Here is a 19,538-nt window from a genome sequence, read left to right on the forward strand (position 1 = left end):
TCAGCGGCGGGCGCGGCGCATCCGGCGGGACCAGACCACCATGGCCCCGCCGCCGATCAGGAACCCGGAGACGGTGAGACCGGGCCGCGGCAACGGTACGGGGATGCCGGTCCTGGCCAGCTCAGGGACCCCGGCGGGGTCCCGGCCGGGTGCGACGGGGCGCGGGGCGGCGGTGCCGCTGGGCCGGGTCCCGTCGGGGAGGCGGCCGGGCTCCTCGCCCGTGCCGTCGCTCTCCCGGCCGGTGCCACCGGTCTCGTGGCCCTTGCCGACCTCGCCGGTGCCGTCCTCCTGCTCGCCGGTCCTGTCGCTGTCCATGCCCTCTTCCCCGCCGTCCTCGATCACGGTGAACGGATAGTCCCCTGACTCTCCGACCCACTCCCCGTCACTGCCCTCCGGCACCGTGCCGCTGTCGCCCGTGCCGCTGTCGTTCCTGCCGACCGGCGGCTGCTTCCGCTGGACGATCGCGGCGTTGGCGGTGATCCGGCCGGGGCTGGTGTCGGAGGTGAACGCCAGCCTGACCTGGACGGTGACGGTGTGGCCGGCGGGCACGGTGAAGCCCCCGAAGGCGTCGCCTCCGACGCCGCCGAAGACGCCGATGTGTTCGTCCCGGTCGGTCGTCTCCCAGGTGACGCGGTGCTCCACGTCCGGATGCGCGCGCTCGGAGAACTTCAGCTGGATCTGGTCCGAGGTCAGCTTGCGGTCGGCGTCGGTGAGGACCAGGACCGGGTGGATGGAGCGGCAGGACCGCGAGGTGGTGTTGGTCAGGTCCAGGAACCAGGTGCCGTAGCCGCCGCCGGAGGCGTAGGTGTCGGGGCCGCCGTGGATCCGGGTGTCGATCGGGAACTCGGCCGCCTCCGGATCACCGCAGGCGGGCTGCTGGTCGGCGGTGACGGCGACCGGTGCGGACGCGGCGGAGACCTCCGGTGCCGCTGATGCCGCGGTCGGCGGGGTGGCCGGGGTGGCGGCCGGATTGCGCTGCGGGGCTGCCGACGCGTTCCCCGCCCCGCCGAGCACGACGGCGGGGACCACACTGGCGGCGGCCAGCCCGAGTGCGAGCCCGTGCCCGTGCCGGGGCCGCCCTGCGGACGCGGACGGGTGCGCGGGCACGGGGTGTTCCGGGGGTGTGGCGGGCGGGGGCGGTGTGGGGGGCACGGAGGGCATGAGGGGCGGCCTTCGCTGCTCGCGGAAAAGGTCGGCTCGCCCCGGACCCGGAGTTCACCGGTATGGACCCGCGACGCTGCCACGCCCGGGGGTGCGCCCCCGCGCAGACTTGCCGCGAGGCCGCCCGGCCGGCGGCGGCGAACCCCTCGATCAGCCGAGCCGGGGCCGCTCCGGGGCGCCTTCCCCGTCCGGCTCGGGGTGGCGGTCGTGTTCCGGCTCCGGGTGACGGTCCCGCTCCGGCTCCGGATGGCGGTCCCGCTCCCGCTCGGCGTCAGCGGTCCCGTTCCCGCTCGGCGTCGTCGCTGCCGCCGACGCGGCCGAACAGCGGGGCGAGGACCAGTTGCGCCGCCCCTTCGGCGACCGGCCGGTCGCCTCCCCCGGCGGTGACGTCCGGCACCGGCACCCCGCCGACGCCCTCGCGCCGGGCCCGCTCTTCGAGCACGGTGCGCACTCCGCGGACGTACGCGTCGGGATCGGCGGCGACGGTACGCCCGCCCAGCACCACCCGGTCGATGCCGAGCAGCCCGACCAGGTTGGCGGCGCCGGTGCCGAGCACGCGCGCGGCCTCCGCGACATCGCCGCGGGCGACGGCCGCCAGGCAGAGCGCCTCGATGCAGCCACGTCCGCCGCAACCGCACCGCACCCCGTCCAGCTGCACCGTCTGGTGGCCGAACTCGCCGGCCCCGGTACGGGCCCCGCGGTGCAGCGCCCCGCCGAGCACCAGCCCCGCGCCGAGCCCGGTCCCGAGGTGGAGGTACGCGAAGTCGCCCGGCCCCGGCGCCTGGAGGGCGAGCCCGAGGGCCGCGGCGTTGGTGTCCTTGTCGATGACGACGGGCAGCCCGGTCCGCGCCGCGAGGGCGTCCCCGAGCCGGTAGCCGTCCCACTGCGGAAACCCGGTGACGCGGTGCAGGACACCGCCCCGGTGGTCGAGCGGCCCCGGCACCGCGGCCCCCACGCCGAGCACCGGCCGCGTACCGCCACCGCGCACGGCGGCGACCGCGCCGGCCGCCGCCGCGACCACCTCGTCGGCCGGGGCGCCGAAGTCCAGGGGGGCCGTACGGCTCGCGACCACCGTGCCCGCGAGGTCGACGAGCACCACGGTCAGCCCGTCCCGGTCCAGGTACAGCCCCACCGCGTGGCCGGCGTCCGGCACCAGCCGCAGCACGGTCCGGGGCTTGCCGCCGGTGGAGGCACGGTGGCCCGCCTCCGTCGCCAGCCCCTCGGCCCGCAGCCGGGCGGTGATCTTGCTGACGGCCTGCGGGGTGAGCCCCGTCCGCTCGGCGAGTTCGAGCCGGCTGATCCCGCGCTCGCCCGCGACCCGCAGCAGGTCCAGCACGAGCGCCCCGTTGTGGCTGCGCAGCGTCGGCAGGTTGGCGCCGCTCCTACTCCTGTTCACCGACCCATTGTCGCTGCCGCTTGCACTTTGGCAACAGCGTTGCCAAAGTGGAACGCATGACTGCCCACGCGACTCACGAGCCCTCCGGAACGGCCCCGATCCCCTTGCGCGTCGGACTCGTCGGCTACGGCCTGGCGGGTTCCGTGTTCCACGCCCCGCTGATCGCCGCGACCGACGGCCTCGTCCTGGACACGGTCGTCACGTCGAACGAGGACCGGCGGGAGCAGGCCCGCACCGAATTCCCCGGCGTGCGGTTCGCCGCCTCGCCGGACGAGCTGTGGCAGCGGGCGGACGAACTCGACCTGATCGTGATCGCGTCGCCGAACAGGACCCATGTCCCGATCGCCGCCGCCGCGATCAGGGCCGGCCTGCCGGTGGTCGTGGACAAGCCGCTCGCCGGTACGGCCGCGGAGGCGCGGGAGCTGGCGGCCCTGGCGCAGGAGCACGGGGTGCTGCTCTCGGTCTTCCAGAACCGCCGCTGGGACAACGACTTCCTCACCCTGCGCGCGCTGATCGCGGACGGCGCGCTGGGCGAGGTGCAGCGCTTCGAGTCCCGCTTCGAGCGGTGGCGCCCGCAGCCGAAGGGCGGCTGGCGCGAGTCGGGCGACCCGCAGGAGATCGGCGGGCTGCTGTTCGACCTGGGCAGCCATGTCGTCGACCAGGCGCTGGTCCTGTTCGGTCCGGCGGTGCGGGTGTACGCGGAGTCGGACGTGCGCCGGCCGGGTGCGGCGGCCGACGACGACACGTTCCTGGCGATCACCCACGCGAGCGGGGTCCGCTCGCACCTGTACGTCAGCGCGACGACGGCCCAGCTCGGCCCGCGTTTCCGGGTGCTCGGCTCCACCGCCGGCTATGTGAAGTACGGCCTCGACCCCCAGGAGGCCGCCCTGCGCGAGGGCGCGCGCCCGTCGGCGGAGGGGCCGTGGGGCGAGGAGGCCGAGGAGCTGTGGGGGCGGCTCGGCTCGGGCGAGTCCCCGCTCACGGGCGGCGGCGCCCCGGTCCGCACGCTGCCGGGCGACTACCCCGCGTACTACGCGGCGGTCACCGACGCGCTGCGCGGAAAGGGCGAGAATCCGGTGACCGCCCTCCAGGCGGCCGCGGCCCTGGACGTCCTGGAGGCCGCCCGCCGCTCGGCCCGCGAGGGCGTCACCGTCACCCTGCCCGCGACCCCCGGGTCCCCCACCGAGGAGCAGTCCGCATGAACCCCACCGCTCCGACCATCTCCGAGCTGATCGCGCAGGAGCGCCGGCTGACGCTGCCGCACTTCGGCTACGACGACGCGTACGCGCTCGGCGGCCTGCTCGTCTCGCTGGCCCGGGAACGGCACGCACCGGTCGCGATCGACATCCGGCGCGGGGCGCAGCAGCTGTTCCACGCCGCGCTGCCGGGTTCGAGCGCGGACAACGACGCCTGGATCGACCGGAAGCGCAGGGTCGTCGAGCGGTACGGGGAGAGCTCCTACCTGGTCGGAACCCGGTTCCGGGCCAAGGGGACGACGTTCGACGACGCCTCGCGCCTGAACCCGGGCACGTACGCCGCGCACGGCGGCTCGTTCCCGATCTCGGTGGAGGGCGCGGGCGTCATCGGCTCGGTCACGGTCTCGGGCCTGCCCCAGGCCGAGGACCACGCACTGGTGGTCGAGGCCCTGGAACAGTTCGCGACGACGATCAGCGGCTGACGCACCGGAGGGGTGGGCTCACTGTCACCGACAGCACCCACCCCTCCGATGTTTCAACCAGGGGCTCGGCCACCTCAAGCCCGAGCCCGGCCACCTCGAGCCCGTCCGGCGATCGAGGACGGAGCGGCCGTCCGGGCGCACCCGGGCCGAACCGCCCCTACGCCCCCTTCAGCTCCTGCCGCTGCCGCCCCAGCCCCGCGATCTCCAGCTCCACGACATCCCCGGCCCGCAGATACGGCTTCGGCTCCGGCTGCCCCATCGCCACCCCCGCCGGCGTCCCGGTGTTGATCACGTCGCCCGGGTACAGCGTCATGAAGTGGCTCAGGTAGCGCACCACCTCACCGACCGGGAAGATCTGCTCGGCCGTCGTGCCGTCCTGCTTCAGCTCGCCGTTGACCCAGAGCTTCATCGGCAGCGCCTGCGGGTCGGCCACCTCGTCGGCCGTCACCAGCCACGGCCCCAGCGGGTTGAACGTCTCGCAGTTCTTGCCCTTGTCCCAGGTGCCGCCGCGCTCGATCTGGAACTCGCGCTCGGAGACGTCGTGCGCGACCGCGTACCCGGCGACGTGCGCGAGCCCGTCCTCTGCGGAGTCCAGGTAGCGGGCGGTGCGCCCGATGACGACCGCGAGCTCGACCTCCCAGTCGGTCTTCTCGCTGCCGCGCGGCACGAGCACCGTGTCCTCGGGCCCGACGACGGTGTCCGGCGCCTTGAAGAACAGGATCGGCTCGCCCGGGATCTGCGCGCCGGTCTCCGTGGCGTGGTCGTGGTAGTTCAGCCCGATGCACACGATCTTGCCGATCCGGGCGAGCGGCGGGCCCACCCGCAGCCCCTCGGCGTCGAGCACCGGCAGCTCGCCGGGCGCGGCCGCGGCGGCGCGGACCCGGGCCAGCGCGTCCTCGTCGGCGAGCAGCGCGCTGTCGATGTCGGAGACGACTCCCGACAGGTCACGCAGGGTTCCGTCCTCATCCAGCAGTGCCGGTCGTTCCGCGCCTGCCGTACCCACACGAAGCAGCTTCAACGGTCTGTCTCCCCTTGGTCGAGATCGGGCCCGTCGGATGGGTTGCGGCCATCGCAGGCTTGTCCGATCCTCCAAGACATCCGATCACTCCGCAAGACCCTGTTCACACACTGGACCGGCTCCCTCGCGTCCGCGACCACTGAACGCGCCTAGGCGACAGTGGCCACGGCGGCGCCCGCGGCCGGCATGTCGCGGTACAGGTAGGCCCGTTCGACCGCGGTCCAGGTGGTGCTGGTGACGACGTACAGGGCGGCGGCCAACGGCACGAAGGCCACGGTGAAGAGGGTGAAGAAGGACATCAGCGGCATCACCTTCGCCATCGCCCCCATGCCGGGGACCGGCTGTCCGTCGGGGCCGGTGGCCGGGGTGACGGGGTTGGCGGCCATCTGCCGCTTCGTCCGCCCGTAGTTGAACGTGGCGACCGCGGCGACGATCACGAACAGCCCCAGGTACTCGGCCCCCTGCGCCCCGAACACCCCGCCGTGCGCGAGTGCGTCGTGCCAGCGCTCGCCGAGCGGGGCGCTGAAGAGCTGGTGGCCGAGGAGTTCGTTGGGACCGTCGCCGATCTTCTGGCTGGAGAAGACGTGGTAGAGCAGGAAGAACGCCGGCATCTGGAGCAGGCTGGGCAGGCAGCCGGAGAGCGGCGAGACCTTCTCCTCCTTGTGCAGCTCCATGAGCGCCTTCTGCATCCGCTCGGGGTTCTTCTTGTGCTTCTTGCGCAGTTCGGCGATCTGCGGCTGGAGCCGGCGCTGCGCCTTCTGCCCGCGTGCGGCGGCCCGCGACAGGGGGTGCACGGCGAGCCGGACGAGCGCGGTGAACAGCACGATCGCGGCGGCGGTGGAGGCGGTCTGGAAGAACGGGTGGAGCAGATCGGCGAAGGCGCCGACCAGGCTGGCGAATGCGGACATGAAGGCGGACATGGATGAGCCCTCCGGGGGTCTCGTCGTGCCGGGAAGTGGATCAGCTTCGGCATGACGATCCGCGCGGGGCGCCCACGCGTACGCACACGGCGTACCCGTACCTGGACGAAGGAGGGAGGAGGGGAGGGGAGCCCTACGCGGCCGTCAGGAGGACACGGCCGGGAGCTCGGGGGCGCCTGCGCCCCTTGGCGTCGGGGTCTCGTTGCGGCAGGAACGCGGTGCGTTTCTCCCGGTCGCGCATGGCGGTACGGACCCGGGTGCGGGGCACCGGGACGGCGCAGCGAGCGCTGATGACCGAACAGGCGACGAGTGCGGTACCGGCGGCCGCGGTGGCGGCGAGCGCGACGGCGGCGGAGAGGCTGCCGCCCTCGGCGAGCAGGACCTCGGTGAGGAAGAAGAGCAGGAGTCCGGCGGGACGGAGCAGCCGGGCGAGGCCACCGCGCAAGCGGTTCATGGCACCTGCGCCCATGGGTCCCCCCCCCTCTCGCACTTCCGCGTCCGCGCCGTGAAGCGCACTTCAACCTTTAACCGTTATACACGATCGCCGTCAACGGCCTCGGGCGCGATCGGTCCCGATCGGTCCCGATCGCTGCAAGGGCCGACGGCGCCGGAGCAGCGCGCGGCAGACCGGACTGTCCGGGTCCGAATCCGGGTCCAGGTCCGGGTCCAGCCTCCCCGGGGCCGCATCCCGATGTCCCCGGGCGGTACGGGAACAGCGCACGCCGGGCACTCGCCTCAGCCCCCTCAGCCCACCGCCGCCGCGCGCTCCCCGTCGTCGGTCTCGTCGAGCTCGTCCCGGGCGAGCACGTCCTCGTCCGGCCGCTCGTCGTGCTCGCGCGGCCCCGCGTACGTCACCACCAGCGCGACGGCCAGGTTTGCGCCGAGCGCGACGATGCCCGCGTTCACGCCCCACACCGGGTCGTTCTCCGTGAAGACGAACCCGCACACCACCCCCACCCCGACGACCAGCCCGCTCATCGCCCCGAGCAGCGTCAGCCGCCGCCACATCAGCCCGAGCAGCACCATGGGGAGCAGCTGCGCCATCCCCTCGTACGAGATCAGCGAGAGCCGTACGAGGGTGTTCGGGGCGGTGTACGTGAGCAGCAGGGCCAGGCTGCCGGCGATCACCACGACCACCTGCGCCGCGCCCTTCTGCCGCTGCGCCCAGCGCGGGACGAGCGAGAGCACGCTGCGCCCCCACATCGTGCCGATGACCAGCATGAAGACGGCCATCGGCACGATCGAGGAGAGGGCGGCCGCGACACCGATGACCCCGACCGACCAGGCCGGCAGCGAGTCGACGACCAGCTTGAAGAGGGCCAGGTTGGACTCGGCCCCGACGAGCCCCGGCACGACGAACAGGGCCGCCATGCCGAGCAGCATCGGCACGAACAGCAGGACGTTGTAGGCGGGCAGCCACATCGCGTTGCGCCGCAGCACGTCGGCGTTCCTCGCGCCGAGGTAGCCGGCGACGGTCGTCGGGAAGATCACGACGGTGAGGGAGTTGAGGAACGAGGTGGTGATGAACCAGGCCTGCCCGAGCCCGCTGTCCCCGTGCCCGGGGAAGGTCAGCCACTCGCTCTTCTCGGTGACGAGCCGGTCGAGGAAGGGCCCGTAGCCGTCGAAGTAGTGCATCGGTACGTAGACGGCGAGGAAGCCGAGCGTGGCGATCACCATCACGTCCTTCAGCACGGACACCCACGCGCTGCCGCGCAGCCCGCTGACGACGACGAAGCCGGTGGTGACGGCGAAGGCGATGAAGTAGGCCCAGTTCAGGCTGATGGCACCGTAGGAAATGGTCGAGACGACCACGCCCATGCCGGTGATCTGGAGCTGGATGTACGGGAGCAGGAAGACGGTCGCGAGGACGGCGACGAGCGCCCCGAGCCAGGGCCGTGCGAAGCGGTGCGCCACCATGTCGGTGATCCCGACGAGGCCGTGCTCGCGCGCGTACGCCCAGAGCATGGGGCCGACGACATAGCCGACGGCGTAGCCGCAGGACATGTACGCCACCACGTAGAGCACCGGCGCCCCGTAGTTGTACCCCCAGCCCGCGGCGCCGAGATAGCTGAAGCTGGTGTAGCCCTCGCCGGCCATCAGCACCCAGATGAAGACGGTCCCCAGACTGCGCCCGCCCACCGACCACTCGGCGAGCCCGCCGCCCTCTCCCCCGCCCCGTCCGCGCCGCCCGCGCACGGCGAACAGTCCGAGGGCCACGGTGGCGACCATGAAGACCCCGAAGACGGAGGTCGCGACGGCGGCGTTCACCGGCGGTCCCCCCGCCGGGTCAGCCAGACGGCGACGGGGGTCAGCACCGTCGCCCCGAGCAGCCAGAAGAAGAGGAACGGCAGCCCGAGAACCACGGGACGGACCCGGTTCACCAGCGGCAGCGCCCCCAGGTACAGCACGTAGGGAACCAGCAACCACAACAACTGCGGACGTCGTCTGAGCACGTCAGGAAACTCTAGTGAAACGGCCCCGCCCGCACACCACCACCAGGCGCCTGCCCCCGACATCCCCCGATTCCCCCCGCATCCCCCGCGGCCCCCTACCTCCCCCGCACATCCGTCAGCTTTCCCCACACCACGAGGCGGTACCGGGAGGTGAACTCGGGCGTGCACGTCGTCAACGTCACATAGGAACCGGCCGCCCGGTACCCGACGTACGGCTTCACGTTGCTGCGCGGCACGGGGGCCACGACCCCGCCGTCCCCCGCACCGGTCTGGGCGAGGGTCTTGTCGACGGTGTACGTGTAGACGGTGTCCCGGGTCTCGACGGTGACCCGGTCGCCGCGGCGCAGCCGGTTGATGTAGCGGAACGGTTCGCCGTGGGTGTTGCGGTGGGCGGCGAGCGCGAAGTTCCCGGTAGCGCCGGGCTGCGCGGTGCCGGGGTAGTGGCCGACGTACCCCTTGTCCAGGACGGCGCTCCTGCTGATGCCCTGGGCGACGGGTGCGGTGAGCCCGATGTGCGGGATCCGGATGACGGCGTAGGCCTGGGACCGGCGGGGCGCGGTGGTGGCCGCACCCCCGGCCCTGTCCTTCCCGTCGCCCGTCGACACGGCCGGGCTGTCGTCCGCGGGCCGCTCCGGCTCCGCGGCCGCTCCCGGCGGCTCGGGCGCCGGATCCCCCCAGTCCCGCTGGAGGGCCTGCACGGTGTGGGCGGCGCCGGCGCGGGCCTGCCGGTTGGTCCACCACAGCTGGTGGGCGACGAGCAGCAGCAGCACGACGCCGAGGGTCACCACCAGCTCGGCGCTCGTCCACAGCCCGCGCACAGCGGCCCGCCGCCCTCGCGAGTTCCGCTGCACCACCACAGGTATCCGCTGACGCACGGCCCGCACGATAGGGCCAAGCCCCGTAACTCTCCAGGGCTGGAACAACTCTCCGTCCGACGGCCGTACAGCAGTACGGTGTGGTTCATGCGCCCCGACACGCCTGCCGACCACACCACCGAAGCCGAGCGCCTGCTGCGCACCGCGGCGCGGTACCCCGAGGACCACGAGCCGCTGCTCCTCCAGGCCGCCGCCCATCTGGAGCTCGCCGGCGACCGCGCCCGCGCCACGACGCTCTACGACGAACTGCTCAGCGCCCCCGGCACGGAACACCCGCACCTGGTCAAGGCGCTCAACGCCGCCAACCTGTGGGAGTACGGCCACGAGGCCGAGGCCCGCGCGATCATCGACGGCATCCGCGCGGCGGGCCCGCTGGAGGCGGCTCCCTGGGAGATCGCGGCGGAGACCCTGGAGGCCCACGACGAGCTGGAGGCGGCCCACGACTACTTCTCCACGGCCCTCACCCTGCTCATCGCACCGGGCGAGGAAGTCCCGTACGCCACCCAGTCGTTGCTGACCGGCCGCCACCGGGTACGCCGCCTGATGGGCGTCCGGCACGACGCCTGGGACGAGCTGGCCGACACCCTGCACACGGCGGCCGTCCCGCTGGACGAACTCCACGACCCGAAGCGCCTGTGGGCCCTGGGCTCCTCCGACCCGGGCGAGCTGCGCGCCGAGATCACCCGCCTCCGCGCCGAACTCGGCACCTACCGCACCGCGCTCTCCCGCCCCTTCCCGGTGGCGGTGCTGCACTGGCCGGAGGCCGAACTGAACGAGCTCCTCACCGCGTACCCGAGCCTCGGCAGCGAGTACGCCTCCCACCCGGACCACCTGGCCCGCCTGGAGACGGCCCTGCGCGACCTCCACGCGACGGGCACCCCGAACCTCGGCATCGTGACGGGCACGGTCCCGTCGTACGAGGCGTTCGCCGCCTCGGAGGCCGCCTCCCCGGCCGACCCGGACCTGCTCCCCCAGTACGCCACCACCCTCGCCGCCCGCGGCCGCGCGGTCCCGTGGCCCCCGGCGAGGAGCGCGGCCTGCTGGTGCGGCACGGGCCGCCCGTACCGCGACTGCCACGGGGGCACGCTGTAGGAGGCGGGCCACGGGGGCGGCGCACGACCGCGTCAATAACCGGATGCCGGGACGCGAACCGACTGGCTACGGTCCGGCCATGCCTTCCCCGCCCTCCATGCCCTCAATACCCTCCTCGATACCCGTACTGCAGCGGCTGCGCGCCGACCACGCCCCGGCCCTCCTCACGTTCGAGCGGGAGAACCGCGCGTTCTTCGCGGCCTCGATACCGGACCGCGGCGACGCCTACTTCACCGACTTCGCCGCCCGCCACGCGGCCCTCCTCACCGAGCAGGCGGCCGGCACCTGCCACTTCCACCTCCTGGTCTCGGAGAACGGCGAGGTGCTGGGCCGCTTCAACCTGGTCGACGCGGCGAACGGCACGGCGTCCCTGGGCTTCCGCCTGGCGGAGAGGGCCACGGGCCACGGCCTGGCCACGTCGGCGGTCCGCCGGATCTTCCACCTGTGCGGGACGACGTACGCCCTGACGACGCTGCGTGCGGCGGCCACCGTGACCAACACGGCGTCCCGGGCGGTCCTGACGCGAACGGGGTTCGTCGCGACGGGCGAGGAGGTGCTGCTGAACGGGAAGCGGGGGGTGGGGTACGTGCGGGATTTGGGGGGCAGGGACCTCGGGCCGGAATCACCTCACTGTGCTTGACGGCCCCTGGCCGGCCAAAGACAACGAGTCCCAGTGCCCGCCCTCCTGCAAGCAGTGGCCTGCTCCGGATCGGATGTGTCGAGTTCCTTGGTCCCGCGGGTCCCGCGGGAACTACTCCTCTGTCTCAAGAGTCCTGACAGGTACCGCTGTGTTCTCTCCCGGAAGGAGAAGAAGGTGACCTTGTTCGGCATGCCAGGCCCGGCGCTTGGGGTCTGCGACGACCCGGAACTGATGCTGGTGCATCAGCACTTGATGAGCCTGGACCCAAGCGGACAGCGCTTCGCCAGGGTGCTCCGGGACGCCATAGACCAACTGCTCGACGGTGAGCACACTGGCCGTTTCGACTGGAAAGACCTTCACAAGACGGAAAAGACTCACGCCGGCACGCTCGTGGAGCTGAACCTACTCCGTGAGTTCGGGTTCACCAGTGGCCAGGACATGGACTATCTGATCGAAGGCATCGAAGTCGACTGCAAATTCTCGCAGAAGGAATTTGGTTGGATGATCCCCCCGGAAGCTCTGGACGAAATCTGTCTCGTTGTCTGGGCAGACGACCACGAGGATCGGGGTCTGTGGAGCGCTGGCCTCATCCGCGCTGACCGACAGAAGCTGACGGTAAGTGGCAACATCACCAAGAAAGGTAACCGCGACGGAAAGTTTCGCTTGACCAGAGATCATCACTCGATGGTCACCTGGCTCTGGCGTCGCCAGCCCCTGAAAGAAAACCTCCTGCTACACCTCGACTCGTCTCTCCGATCAAGAATTCTCGCTCCAAAATCAGGGCAAAAGAAGGTCAACGAATTGTTCCGGCGAGTTCAGCGCCGCCAGATCGACCGCAATGTAGTCAGAACTCTTGCCATGCAGTACGACTACATGGCAAGGGTTCGGGATGACAAGAACGGAACGCGTGCACGACCGGCCTTGCGGGAGGAGGGAATCATCATCACCGGCGACTCGACGAACCACCGGGCAGTAGCCAAGGACCTCGGCGGGCCCGTACCAGAAAAGGGCGAGTTCGTGAGCTTTAGGGTCGCCCTCGCGCGTCCAGAGCACGGCGACCGCCCGTCCGCTGAACTCGACGGATGCCAGTGGGTCGCGGTCAGCCAGGACGAAGCGGCTGACCGGCCGGCACCAAAACTGCCACCACGCTGACCACCCCCCTCACGAGGTCCGCAACCCGAGGCTGCCAGCACGCGTGGGAAGCCCACTCAACACGTCTTCCCACGCGCCCACGCAGCATCAGGGCCATCGAGCCGGTCGCCTGGCATCACCCCGATCCACCTGGGAGGGGACGCCCAGATGATGCCGCAACAGGTCTGAAGCCAGCAGCAACTCAGTCTGATGTCGCAGAGGGCATGGTGTCTGCACTACCGCTGCGCACCACCGTCACGGTTACCGTTTCGATAGTGGACCAATCTCCGCCCTGGTGAATCGTAGGTTGCAGGTCAACGCTCCGCTCGACGCGGGTCGTGATCTCGGACCAGCGGCTGCGCCGGTCACCAAATTTCTCCATGGGGTTCTCCGCGAGTGCTTAAGGGGACAGATGAACGTGCTCCTGGCCGCCGTTGAGTCAACGGTTGGCCAGAGTCTGAGGCGGCGGCTTGAGGCAGGGACGTACCCGGGCAGCCAGCCGCGGATGTCAGCCGAGGTCAGCCGCCTTCGGGAGGAAGAGCCACACTCATGACCAGCTCGGCATACGTGGTCAGCCCACGAGCGATGAGAGCGAGGGAAATCCGGATGGCGTCCTCCTGGCTGCGTTCACGCCCGCCCATGAGGACGGCCTCGACCAGATCCGCGTGCCCCCTGGCATGAAGTTCGTACACGGTCGTACAGATCTCGTCCATGGACATCGTCTTGCTGGTAGACCATGCGATTCCGAGAACGGTCCTGCGGTCCCCGGCAGCATGTGCAGCTACCAGCGCATCTAGCATCTGGATTGCGGCACCGTTCATGGCGTCGCGCCGGTCCACTGCCCGAGGCGGTGCCGCAAGAGTGCCGACTGCCACTTCCGGGGACAGCGCAGGGGCAGAGATCGGCCCCCTGGACACGTTCGATGCCGCCCCGACGTCACGGCACCGCCGCACAGCAGAGCTGCGCAGCACCTCAAGCTCCGCGAGGCTAACGGGTGCTCGCTCCGGAGCAATGGAACCGGCGAGTGCCTCATGCATCGCCCGCAGTCGGTCGACACCGGGCACGCGACGACCACTCCAGTAGCAGGACAGACTGCTCAGTGGCACGTTCAGGCGCAACGCCCGTGCGCTTTGCTTCGGGTTGGGCATCGTGCCGAGCAACTGCCGGAAGCTGCGCACGAACTCTATGCGGTCGAGACTGCACCCTTCCCAGTAGCTCTCTCTGACATGGCCGACTGCAGCCATGAATCCCCCTTGCTTGAGTACGTGTTGAGTGAGAGTCAACCTTTCTCCAGAGTGCACCCGAGCGCAACCCGGAACGAACCCTTCCGGGTTACCGCTTGTTTGCGGCTGACTAGACCTGCGGGTGCCGGTGTTTGCGTTTTCCGATCTCTCGCCATCTGACATGTTTGCGTTCGGCTGCAAAGACCAGAAGAGGCTTGCCGCACTGCTCCACCAGAGGTCCAATGGTGGGTACGGCCGCCATACACCGCGGTTGCACTTGGTATGCCGACTCGTTGCCCGAACTTCATTCTTGGATACGAAAGGCAGGAAGTGTGATTTTCCAGGATATTCCTTCATGGCGAGACACAGGCAGAGGCACGATGGCTCGTTGTGCCCTCTGGCTGATCACCGAGGTGGGTGTGGGTGAGATCTTCACGAAGACCGACCTCCGAGACGCCTTCCCTGAGACCTCACAGATCGACCGCCGGATGCGGGACCTCCGGGACCGCGGGTGGAGGATCGCAACCAACCGCGATGACCGGACGCTGACATCAAGCGAGCACCGGTTCGTTGAGATGGGCGCAGAGGTGTGGAAGCCAGGACAGGCGAAGGCCAAGACGCCGGCAGCGAGCATTACCGCAACGCAGCGACGTGAGATCTTCGAGCTCGATGGCCACCTGTGCCGAGTCTGTGGCATCGCCGCCGGCGAAGCGTATGAGGGAGGCGTGGAGACCGCCCAACTCGACGTCGCGCGACGAGATGTGCTCAAGCCAGGAGCAAGGGTCGAAGTGGAGATGGTTACCGAATGCCGCCGCTGCCGGATCGGAGGCCGAGGCAATCAGGCTGACCTAGCCAGAGTTCTCGGCCGTCTGGGGCAGATGAGTCACATCGAGCGGGCCCACTTCACTCAGTGGGTGGAATCTGACCAGCGAGACTTCAGCATTATGGAGCAGCTCTGGGGCGAGTACCGGACTCTCCCCTCAGAGGCCCGGAAGGCAGTCCGGAATACGCTCAGGCCAACTGATCGCTGAGCGGAGTCACAGATGGCACCGCGATTTCAAGTACCACTGGGGACAGAGGAGAAGTACGAAGATGCTGAAGTTCACCCTCCCGCCAAAAGCGGCTGAAAACGTCGAGTTCATCGCAAGGCGACTCAAGGAGGCCGTCGAGGGAGAGGGGTCACGGGAGACGGTCACAGTGGAATGGAATGGTCGCCCGCTCCACGTTGGCGTGATCGACATGCCACTCCGTGACCTCTACTACAACCCAGCTACGCACAGAATTCGAGCACAACTCGGCCATGATCAGGCGCTCGCCGCGAGTCTACGAACAGATCCGTGGCTCGACGAGAGCCAAGAATACCTGCACCGCCTGCTTATCAGCAAGCCGACGAATCCTGACGAACCCGACCCGGAATTCGAGGATCTGGCATCAAGCCTCAATAGCGTGGGTCAGCAGGAACCGGGACTGATCACCCATGAGGGGATTCTGGTAAACGGAAACACACGAGTCGCAGCACTGCGGAGATTGAAGAAATCCTCGATCCGCGTAGGAGTGCTTCCTCTCTCATTCACTTGGGAGGACATCAATACAGTAGAACTCTCGCTTCAGCTACGACCGGACGAGCGCAGGGACTATTCCTATATCAACCGGTTGATCGCAATGGAAGAACAGGAGCTTTTGGGACGATCCGCAATAGACATCGCCAGAGATTTCCATGTCCAGCTGAAGACGTTCAAACAAGAGAGGTGGATCCTTGGAGTCATTCGCGAAATGATTGAACGCAGTCGGACCAAGGACGGCGCTGAGCTCAGCCTGACCGATTTCGAGGGACACAAGGAGAATTTCAAGGAACTGCATCGGAATTACATCAAGCATGAGGCAACTAGCCAGGAACTCGCTGAGCAGGTAAAAGAAAATCGCATTGCAGCAATCATGCTCGATTTCGCAAAGACGAGAACGCGCTTGATCGACAGAGAGTTCCTTAATAACTATCTCGCAAAAACACTCCCTCCGGAACTCGATAGGACGATTCCCGCGGCTCCTGCTCGCATCGCGATCCCAGGACTGAGCGTATCTGTGGCTCCTCCATCAGATTTTGTCCTGAAATCACGGTCTATTACTGATCACATCCTGCAAGCCAAGGCCACGGAATCTGCTCGCCATGTATCCACGGATTCCCGTGAAACGGCCCGACGGACCGTCATTTCAGCACGCAAGGGAATGCGGCGGGCCCTCGATTCGGCTGAGCGTGACGATCGCTTGAAGAAAGTCCAGCAGACAACGGCGGAGCGTCTCGATGATGCCAGTGCCGCTATTGACCAGAGCGTTAATGATCTAGCTCAGGCGCTAGCTAGCAATAGCTTGGACAAAGCGGGATTCGATAGTGCTCTACTGCGGGTCAGGGGTAGCCTCGTGAAGCTCGCCAGGCAGGCGCATCGCGGCATTCTCGAACCTGGCGCCGGCATGGAATGGCTCATCAAAGCGAGCGAGGATTAGTCGTGACTCATCCGGTAGCCCAGTCACTGCAGCTTAGTTTTGACGAGTCTCGCACAAAAATTGTCCTGCGGACTCAGCCAGAGAACCACGCGTCACTGGTAAAGCTGACTGCTCGGTTCAGTAGCGGTAGCCAGCGAGGTGCTCTGGCCGCTGAAATTGACCTTGAAGACTTCCTCTCTCATCTCACTCTACTGAATCAGTGGCATGACCCGTCCGGCGTTTCCTTTACCCCTGACCTGATGGCATTGGCAGAAGGTTCCATCCGGGACTCACAGGCGATCGAATCTCGGCTTGCTGCCGGCAGCCAGGGAGTAGAGTTCGTTGGCACCGTAGCTCCAGAGGACGTAGCAGGCCGGCTGGGCGAAATATGGAAAGCACCACTGACAGAGTTTCAGGTGCGCGATATCGCAAAACTTCTTTCGCTTACGCACGGGGCAAATTTCAGCGTGCCGGGAGCGGGAAAGACGCGTACGGCGGTTGCTGTCTACTCGGCGCTTCGTGAAGCGGGGATGGTTAAGCGGCTGCTAGTCGTCAGCCCGAAATCCGCATATGAAGCGTGGCAGGATGAATGCGAGCACTGTTTCACGACACCACTGCCGGTCCGTATCTTCGAACGCCAGCTGGACAGCGCGGCCGAGGTACTGCTGGTCAACTACGAGCGGCTGCACAGGTATCAAGTAGAGCTTGCGGACTGGCTGAGCGCGGCGCCCGCCCTGATGGTTCTGGACGAGGCCCACCGGATGAAACTGGGTGTCAGAGGCACCTACGGCACAACCTGTATGACCCTCGGTCCGCTGGCCCGCCATCGGCTCATTCTGACAGGTACGCCTGCCCCGAATGGTGCAAAAGACCTGGAGAGTCTTCTCTCTTTTGTGTGGCCAGGACACGGCCGCCATGCCGTGGACAAAGCCGTGGGTGGCGGGGATCTGAAATATGCGAGCAAGATACTTCGCCCATTGTTTACCAGGACGACGAAGAGCGAACTGGGCCTCCCTCCGGTGGATCTTCAGGTGCGATCCGTGGAACTTCCAAATGCCCACAGGAAGCTGTATTCAGCTCTATGCGCAAAGTCTGCAGGTTTCGGGCCAGAGCAGGACGAGTTCGCCCGAATGGGGAAAACTCTTGCCTATCTAATGATGGCCAGTACCAGTCCGGCACTGCTGGAGAAGGGACTGGACCGCTACGAACCACTGCCCTTCTATATCCCTTCACCTAACACACCGGAAACTGATTCGCTTCGCGACCTCATGCGCAATCTTCCCCGCTATGAATTGTCACCAAAATACGAGGCTGTCCTTCAGACAGTCACTGAAAACGCTCGGGCAGGACGCAAGACTCTCGTGTGGTCAACATTTGTGCGAAATTTGACCACACTGGGCAGCATTCTAGCTAAATTTAAACCAGCGATTGTGTATGGCGGAAGTCTTGATCGTGATGAGCAGATTCGCAGGTTCCGAAAAGACCCTGACTGCATGGTTCTGCTATCTAACCCGGCGACACTTGGGGAAGGAATAAGCCTGCATCATGTGTGTCACGATGCCATCTACGTGGATCGGGACTTCGCTGCCGGTAGGTTCTTGCAGAGCTTGGATCGAATTCATCGCCTTGGGCTCACCCCCGATACCAAGACACGCATCACCATTCTCCTCGCAAGAGGAACAATCGATGAACTCGTCCATAGGCGGCTCGGACGTAAACTGGAGTTCATGGGGAAGATCCTCGACGACCCCTCGGTGCAGGAGCTGGCCGATCCGGAAGAGGAGGTGGCACCCTATGGCATGGATGCCATGGATCTCCGCGCGCTACTCGAGCATATGAGAGTGCCCACGCATGAGGGATGAAGAGATCGACTGGATCCCTCCGGAAGGTACTTGGGCATCATCAGCCGCTCGGCGCCGCAATATGCAGGCAATCCGCAGCCGGGACACCAAGCCTGAGCTACGTATCCGTCGTCTGCTGCACGCGCAGGGGCTGCGGTACCGAGTGGCCGCGAAGCCCCTGCCGGACCTTCGCCGGACGGCAGACATCGTCTTCCGTCCGGCGAAGCTGGCTGTGTTCGTTGATGGCTGTTACTGGCACGGCTGCCCAGACCACTACGTCCCGCCAAAGACCAACTCCGGCTACTGGTCCGCCAAAGTCCTGCGAAACGTCACCCGCGACCGGGATACGGACACGCGTCTCCAAGCAGCTGGCTGGACTGTGCTCCGCTTCTGGGAACACGAATCACCCGACAGCTGCGCCCTCACGATCGCCGCTGCGGTCAGTCGCAATCGGAACAGTAGGCCCTGAAATCTCAGTCAGCTTGAACAGCAGCTCGCTGTCCTGCAAACCAGTAGTTGTCCGCTTTTGCCGGACGCGAGGGACAACACCGGCCTCCTTGGCAGCCCTGAGCGCGGTGATGATCTGCTGACCTACCGCTTGGGCTACCGGTGGCGGAAAGGCATTGCCCACTTGCCGGTAGGCAGCGGTCTTCTTGCCCTTGAACTTCCAGCTCTGCGGGAAGCCTTGAATGATCGCGGCCTGCGCGACAGTGAGCTTTGGCCCCGCGTCGGCAAAAAGGTCACGATCCTCGCTCTCCTGCCGCTTCATTTCGAGTGAGTCATTTGCTACCCCCAGCCCGCAGACACCAAGTGCAGCCCATGCCTTCTTCGCCCGGGTCGGGCCTAGATCAGCGCCACCGTGCTTCTTCGACCCTCCAACGAGAGTGGGCGCAACACCCTTCATCGCGTTCTTACGCCAGGCCTTCAGCGTGTCTGCGGCTCGCGGGTCATCGACCTCAGCGAAGCGGGCAGCCATCGACTTGTCCAGCGCTGCCCGTACCGTGCACAGCTCACGCTTCTCCGGCTTGGTAGGAGAGAAGTAGGGGATGTACTCCTGCTTCAGCGCGACCAGGATGGCGCGCGGCCGAAGCTGAGGCACGCCGTAATCCTTGGCTTCCAGCACTGTCCAGTAGCACTTCTTGTAGCCCATGGACTCTAGACGCTCTAGCAGCTCTTCCCGGTAACCCTGGAACTTCTCCTTGGGCTCCAACAGCCCTCGGACGTTCTCGATCATTACCGCCTTGGGCTCAAGCTCGTCAACCAGGTCGAGCATGATGGGGAACAGATCCCGCTCATCGTCCCGCCCCAGTTGCTTGCCCGCGACCGAAAACGGCGGGCAGGGTACACCGCCGGCCAAGAGATCAAGATCGCCTGGCTTCAGCCTCAGCTCTCGTCTCAGGTCCTTCGGCTTGAGCTTCGTCAGATCGGCCTGCTTGACCATGCAGCCGTCCCACTCGTCGTTCCCCTCCACATTCGCTCGGAGGGTTTCCACCGCATGGGGATCGATCTCGATCAGCGCCAGATGCCGGAACAGCGCATTGTGCAGCCCTAGCGCCTGCCCACCCGCCCCAGCGCAGATCTCAACCGAGGTGAACGTCCTCTCGGTGCTGGTCATGCACCCTCCTTCCAAAC

General features: G+C 67.5%; 19 protein-coding genes. 9 read left to right on the top strand and 10 right to left on the bottom strand.

The genetic code is table 11. The features are described from left to right. Both ACIO3R_RS02560 and ACIO3R_RS02565 read right to left on the bottom strand, forming a co-directional pair. Positions 1-1,161 carry a hypothetical protein gene (locus tag ACIO3R_RS02560; RefSeq protein WP_402102519.1) on the bottom strand — a complete coding sequence of 387 codons (1,161 nt, stop codon included), beginning with the start codon at positions 1,159-1,161 and terminating at the stop codon, positions 1-3. Between the two features lie 271 nt (positions 1,162-1,432). Then, on the bottom strand, positions 1,433-2,557 hold the full coding sequence (locus ACIO3R_RS02565) for an ROK family protein (RefSeq protein WP_402102522.1): 1,125 nt from the start codon (positions 2,555-2,557) through the stop codon (positions 1,433-1,435). A gap of 56 nt (positions 2,558-2,613) precedes the next feature. Here ACIO3R_RS02565 and ACIO3R_RS02570 point away from each other — a divergent pair, with 56 nt between their 5' ends. Together ACIO3R_RS02570 and ACIO3R_RS02575 are read left to right on the top strand one after the other, a co-directional pair. Then, complete coding sequence (locus ACIO3R_RS02570; protein ID WP_402102524.1) at positions 2,614-3,759, top strand: Gfo/Idh/MocA family oxidoreductase; 1,146 nt, start codon at positions 2,614-2,616, stop codon at positions 3,757-3,759. Then, positions 3,756-4,235 (top strand): heme-degrading domain-containing protein, encoded by a 480-nt coding sequence (locus tag ACIO3R_RS02575; RefSeq protein WP_363023252.1) that lies wholly within the window; start codon positions 3,756-3,758, stop codon positions 4,233-4,235. Before ACIO3R_RS02570 ends, ACIO3R_RS02575 begins: the two co-directional genes overlap by 4 nt. 157 nt (positions 4,236-4,392) lie before the next feature. Here the strand turns inward: ACIO3R_RS02575 and ACIO3R_RS02580 are convergent, their stop codons facing one another. The 6 genes from ACIO3R_RS02580 to ACIO3R_RS02605 all read right to left on the bottom strand — a co-directional run bounded on the left by ACIO3R_RS02580 (position 4,393) and on the right by ACIO3R_RS02605 (position 9,501). Next, entirely contained in the window at positions 4,393-5,253 is an 861-nt protein-coding gene (locus ACIO3R_RS02580; RefSeq protein WP_385032950.1) for a fumarylacetoacetate hydrolase family protein, read from the bottom strand. Between the two features lie 149 nt (positions 5,254-5,402). Continuing rightward, positions 5,403-6,173 (bottom strand): YidC/Oxa1 family membrane protein insertase, encoded by a 771-nt coding sequence (locus ACIO3R_RS02585; RefSeq protein ID WP_402102528.1) that lies wholly within the window; start codon positions 6,171-6,173, stop codon positions 5,403-5,405. 133 nt (positions 6,174-6,306) lie between these two features. Continuing rightward, on the bottom strand, positions 6,307-6,642 hold the full coding sequence (locus ACIO3R_RS02590; protein WP_385032956.1) for a DUF6412 domain-containing protein: 336 nt from the start codon (positions 6,640-6,642) through the stop codon (positions 6,307-6,309). 275 nt (positions 6,643-6,917) lie between these two features. Further along, positions 6,918-8,441, bottom strand: a complete 1,524-nt coding sequence (locus ACIO3R_RS02595) for a sodium:solute symporter (RefSeq protein ID WP_402102532.1) — start codon at positions 8,439-8,441, stop codon at positions 6,918-6,920. After that, the gene (locus tag ACIO3R_RS02600; protein WP_167523716.1) at positions 8,438-8,596 is read right to left on the bottom strand and encodes a DUF3311 domain-containing protein; all 159 of its coding nucleotides are present in this window, start codon (positions 8,594-8,596) and stop codon (positions 8,438-8,440) included. Before ACIO3R_RS02600 ends, ACIO3R_RS02595 begins: the two co-directional genes overlap by 4 nt. A gap of 125 nt (positions 8,597-8,721) precedes the next feature. Then, the gene (locus ACIO3R_RS02605; protein ID WP_402102534.1) at positions 8,722-9,501 is read right to left on the bottom strand and encodes a class E sortase; all 780 of its coding nucleotides are present in this window, start codon (positions 9,499-9,501) and stop codon (positions 8,722-8,724) included. Between the two features lie 87 nt (positions 9,502-9,588). On the opposite strand from ACIO3R_RS02605, the gene ACIO3R_RS02610 reads away from it, so the two are divergent. From ACIO3R_RS02610 to ACIO3R_RS02620, 3 genes are all read left to right on the top strand, one after another. Continuing rightward, the gene (locus ACIO3R_RS02610) at positions 9,589-10,593 is read left to right on the top strand and encodes an SEC-C metal-binding domain-containing protein (protein ID WP_385032968.1); all 1,005 of its coding nucleotides are present in this window, start codon (positions 9,589-9,591) and stop codon (positions 10,591-10,593) included. 118 nt (positions 10,594-10,711) lie between these two features. Next, on the top strand, positions 10,712-11,233 hold the full coding sequence (locus tag ACIO3R_RS02615; protein WP_402102965.1) for a GNAT family N-acetyltransferase: 522 nt from the start codon (positions 10,712-10,714) through the stop codon (positions 11,231-11,233). Between the two features lie 174 nt (positions 11,234-11,407). After that, positions 11,408-12,385, top strand: coding sequence for a NaeI family type II restriction endonuclease (locus ACIO3R_RS02620; RefSeq protein WP_402102537.1), 978 nt, complete (start codon positions 11,408-11,410; stop codon positions 12,383-12,385). A 497-nt stretch (positions 12,386-12,882) separates the two neighbouring features. Here ACIO3R_RS02620 and ACIO3R_RS02625 read toward each other — a convergent pair whose 3' ends face one another. Next, complete coding sequence (locus ACIO3R_RS02625; RefSeq protein WP_402102540.1) at positions 12,883-13,608, bottom strand: hypothetical protein; 726 nt, start codon at positions 13,606-13,608, stop codon at positions 12,883-12,885. 398 nt (positions 13,609-14,006) lie between these two features. On the opposite strand from ACIO3R_RS02625, the gene ACIO3R_RS02630 reads away from it, so the two are divergent. The 4 genes from ACIO3R_RS02630 to ACIO3R_RS02645 all read left to right on the top strand — a co-directional run bounded on the left by ACIO3R_RS02630 (position 14,007) and on the right by ACIO3R_RS02645 (position 18,375). Beyond that, positions 14,007-14,618 carry a hypothetical protein gene (locus ACIO3R_RS02630; RefSeq protein WP_402102541.1) on the top strand — a complete coding sequence of 204 codons (612 nt, stop codon included), beginning with the start codon at positions 14,007-14,009 and terminating at the stop codon, positions 14,616-14,618. A 61-nt stretch (positions 14,619-14,679) separates the two neighbouring features. Continuing rightward, entirely contained in the window at positions 14,680-16,086 is a 1,407-nt protein-coding gene (locus ACIO3R_RS02635; RefSeq protein WP_402102545.1) for a ParB N-terminal domain-containing protein, read from the top strand. Between the two features lie 2 nt (positions 16,087-16,088). Then, positions 16,089-17,927: a DEAD/DEAH box helicase gene (locus ACIO3R_RS02640; RefSeq protein ID WP_402102548.1), complete on the top strand. Its 1,839-nt coding sequence runs from the start codon at positions 16,089-16,091 to the stop codon at positions 17,925-17,927. Then, positions 17,917-18,375 carry a very short patch repair endonuclease gene (locus tag ACIO3R_RS02645; RefSeq protein WP_402102551.1) on the top strand — a complete coding sequence of 153 codons (459 nt, stop codon included), beginning with the start codon at positions 17,917-17,919 and terminating at the stop codon, positions 18,373-18,375. The genes ACIO3R_RS02640 and ACIO3R_RS02645 overlap by 11 nt, the downstream gene beginning before the upstream one ends. On the opposite strand, the gene ACIO3R_RS02650 is transcribed toward ACIO3R_RS02645, so the two are convergent. Beyond that, positions 18,310-19,521 carry a DNA cytosine methyltransferase gene (locus tag ACIO3R_RS02650; RefSeq protein WP_402102554.1) on the bottom strand — a complete coding sequence of 404 codons (1,212 nt, stop codon included), beginning with the start codon at positions 19,519-19,521 and terminating at the stop codon, positions 18,310-18,312. The two genes, ACIO3R_RS02645 and ACIO3R_RS02650, sit on opposite strands and share 66 nt — an antisense overlap. Between the last annotated feature and the right edge of the window lie 17 nt (positions 19,522-19,538).

Origin of the sequence: Streptomyces sp. NPDC087428, assembly GCF_044744085.1 — a bacterium.
In the GTDB taxonomy this organism is placed as follows: Bacteria; Actinomycetota; Actinomycetes; order Streptomycetales; family Streptomycetaceae; genus Streptomyces.

What these genes read in the sequence shown, in the direction of transcription:
- ACIO3R_RS02645 (WP_402102551.1), top strand. Translation starts at nt 17,917, where the DNA reads ATGAGGGATGAAGAGATCGACTGGATCCCTCCGGAAGGTACTTGGGCA.
- ACIO3R_RS02570 (WP_402102524.1), top strand. Translation starts at nt 2,614, where the DNA reads ATGACTGCCCACGCGACTCACGAGCCCTCCGGAACGGCCCCGATCCCC.
- ACIO3R_RS02625 (WP_402102540.1), bottom strand. Translation starts at nt 13,608, where the DNA reads ATGGCTGCAGTCGGCCATGTCAGAGAGAGCTACTGGGAAGGGTGCAGT.
- ACIO3R_RS02575 (WP_363023252.1), top strand. Translation starts at nt 3,756, where the DNA reads ATGAACCCCACCGCTCCGACCATCTCCGAGCTGATCGCGCAGGAGCGC.
- ACIO3R_RS02560 (WP_402102519.1), bottom strand. Translation starts at nt 1,161, where the DNA reads ATGCCCTCCGTGCCCCCCACACCGCCCCCGCCCGCCACACCCCCGGAA.
- ACIO3R_RS02610 (WP_385032968.1), top strand. Translation starts at nt 9,589, where the DNA reads ATGCGCCCCGACACGCCTGCCGACCACACCACCGAAGCCGAGCGCCTG.
- ACIO3R_RS02635 (WP_402102545.1), top strand. Translation starts at nt 14,680, where the DNA reads ATGCTGAAGTTCACCCTCCCGCCAAAAGCGGCTGAAAACGTCGAGTTC.
- ACIO3R_RS02590 (WP_385032956.1), bottom strand. Translation starts at nt 6,642, where the DNA reads ATGGGCGCAGGTGCCATGAACCGCTTGCGCGGTGGCCTCGCCCGGCTG.
- ACIO3R_RS02585 (WP_402102528.1), bottom strand. Translation starts at nt 6,173, where the DNA reads ATGTCCGCCTTCATGTCCGCATTCGCCAGCCTGGTCGGCGCCTTCGCC.
- ACIO3R_RS02650 (WP_402102554.1), bottom strand. Translation starts at nt 19,521, where the DNA reads ATGACCAGCACCGAGAGGACGTTCACCTCGGTTGAGATCTGCGCTGGG.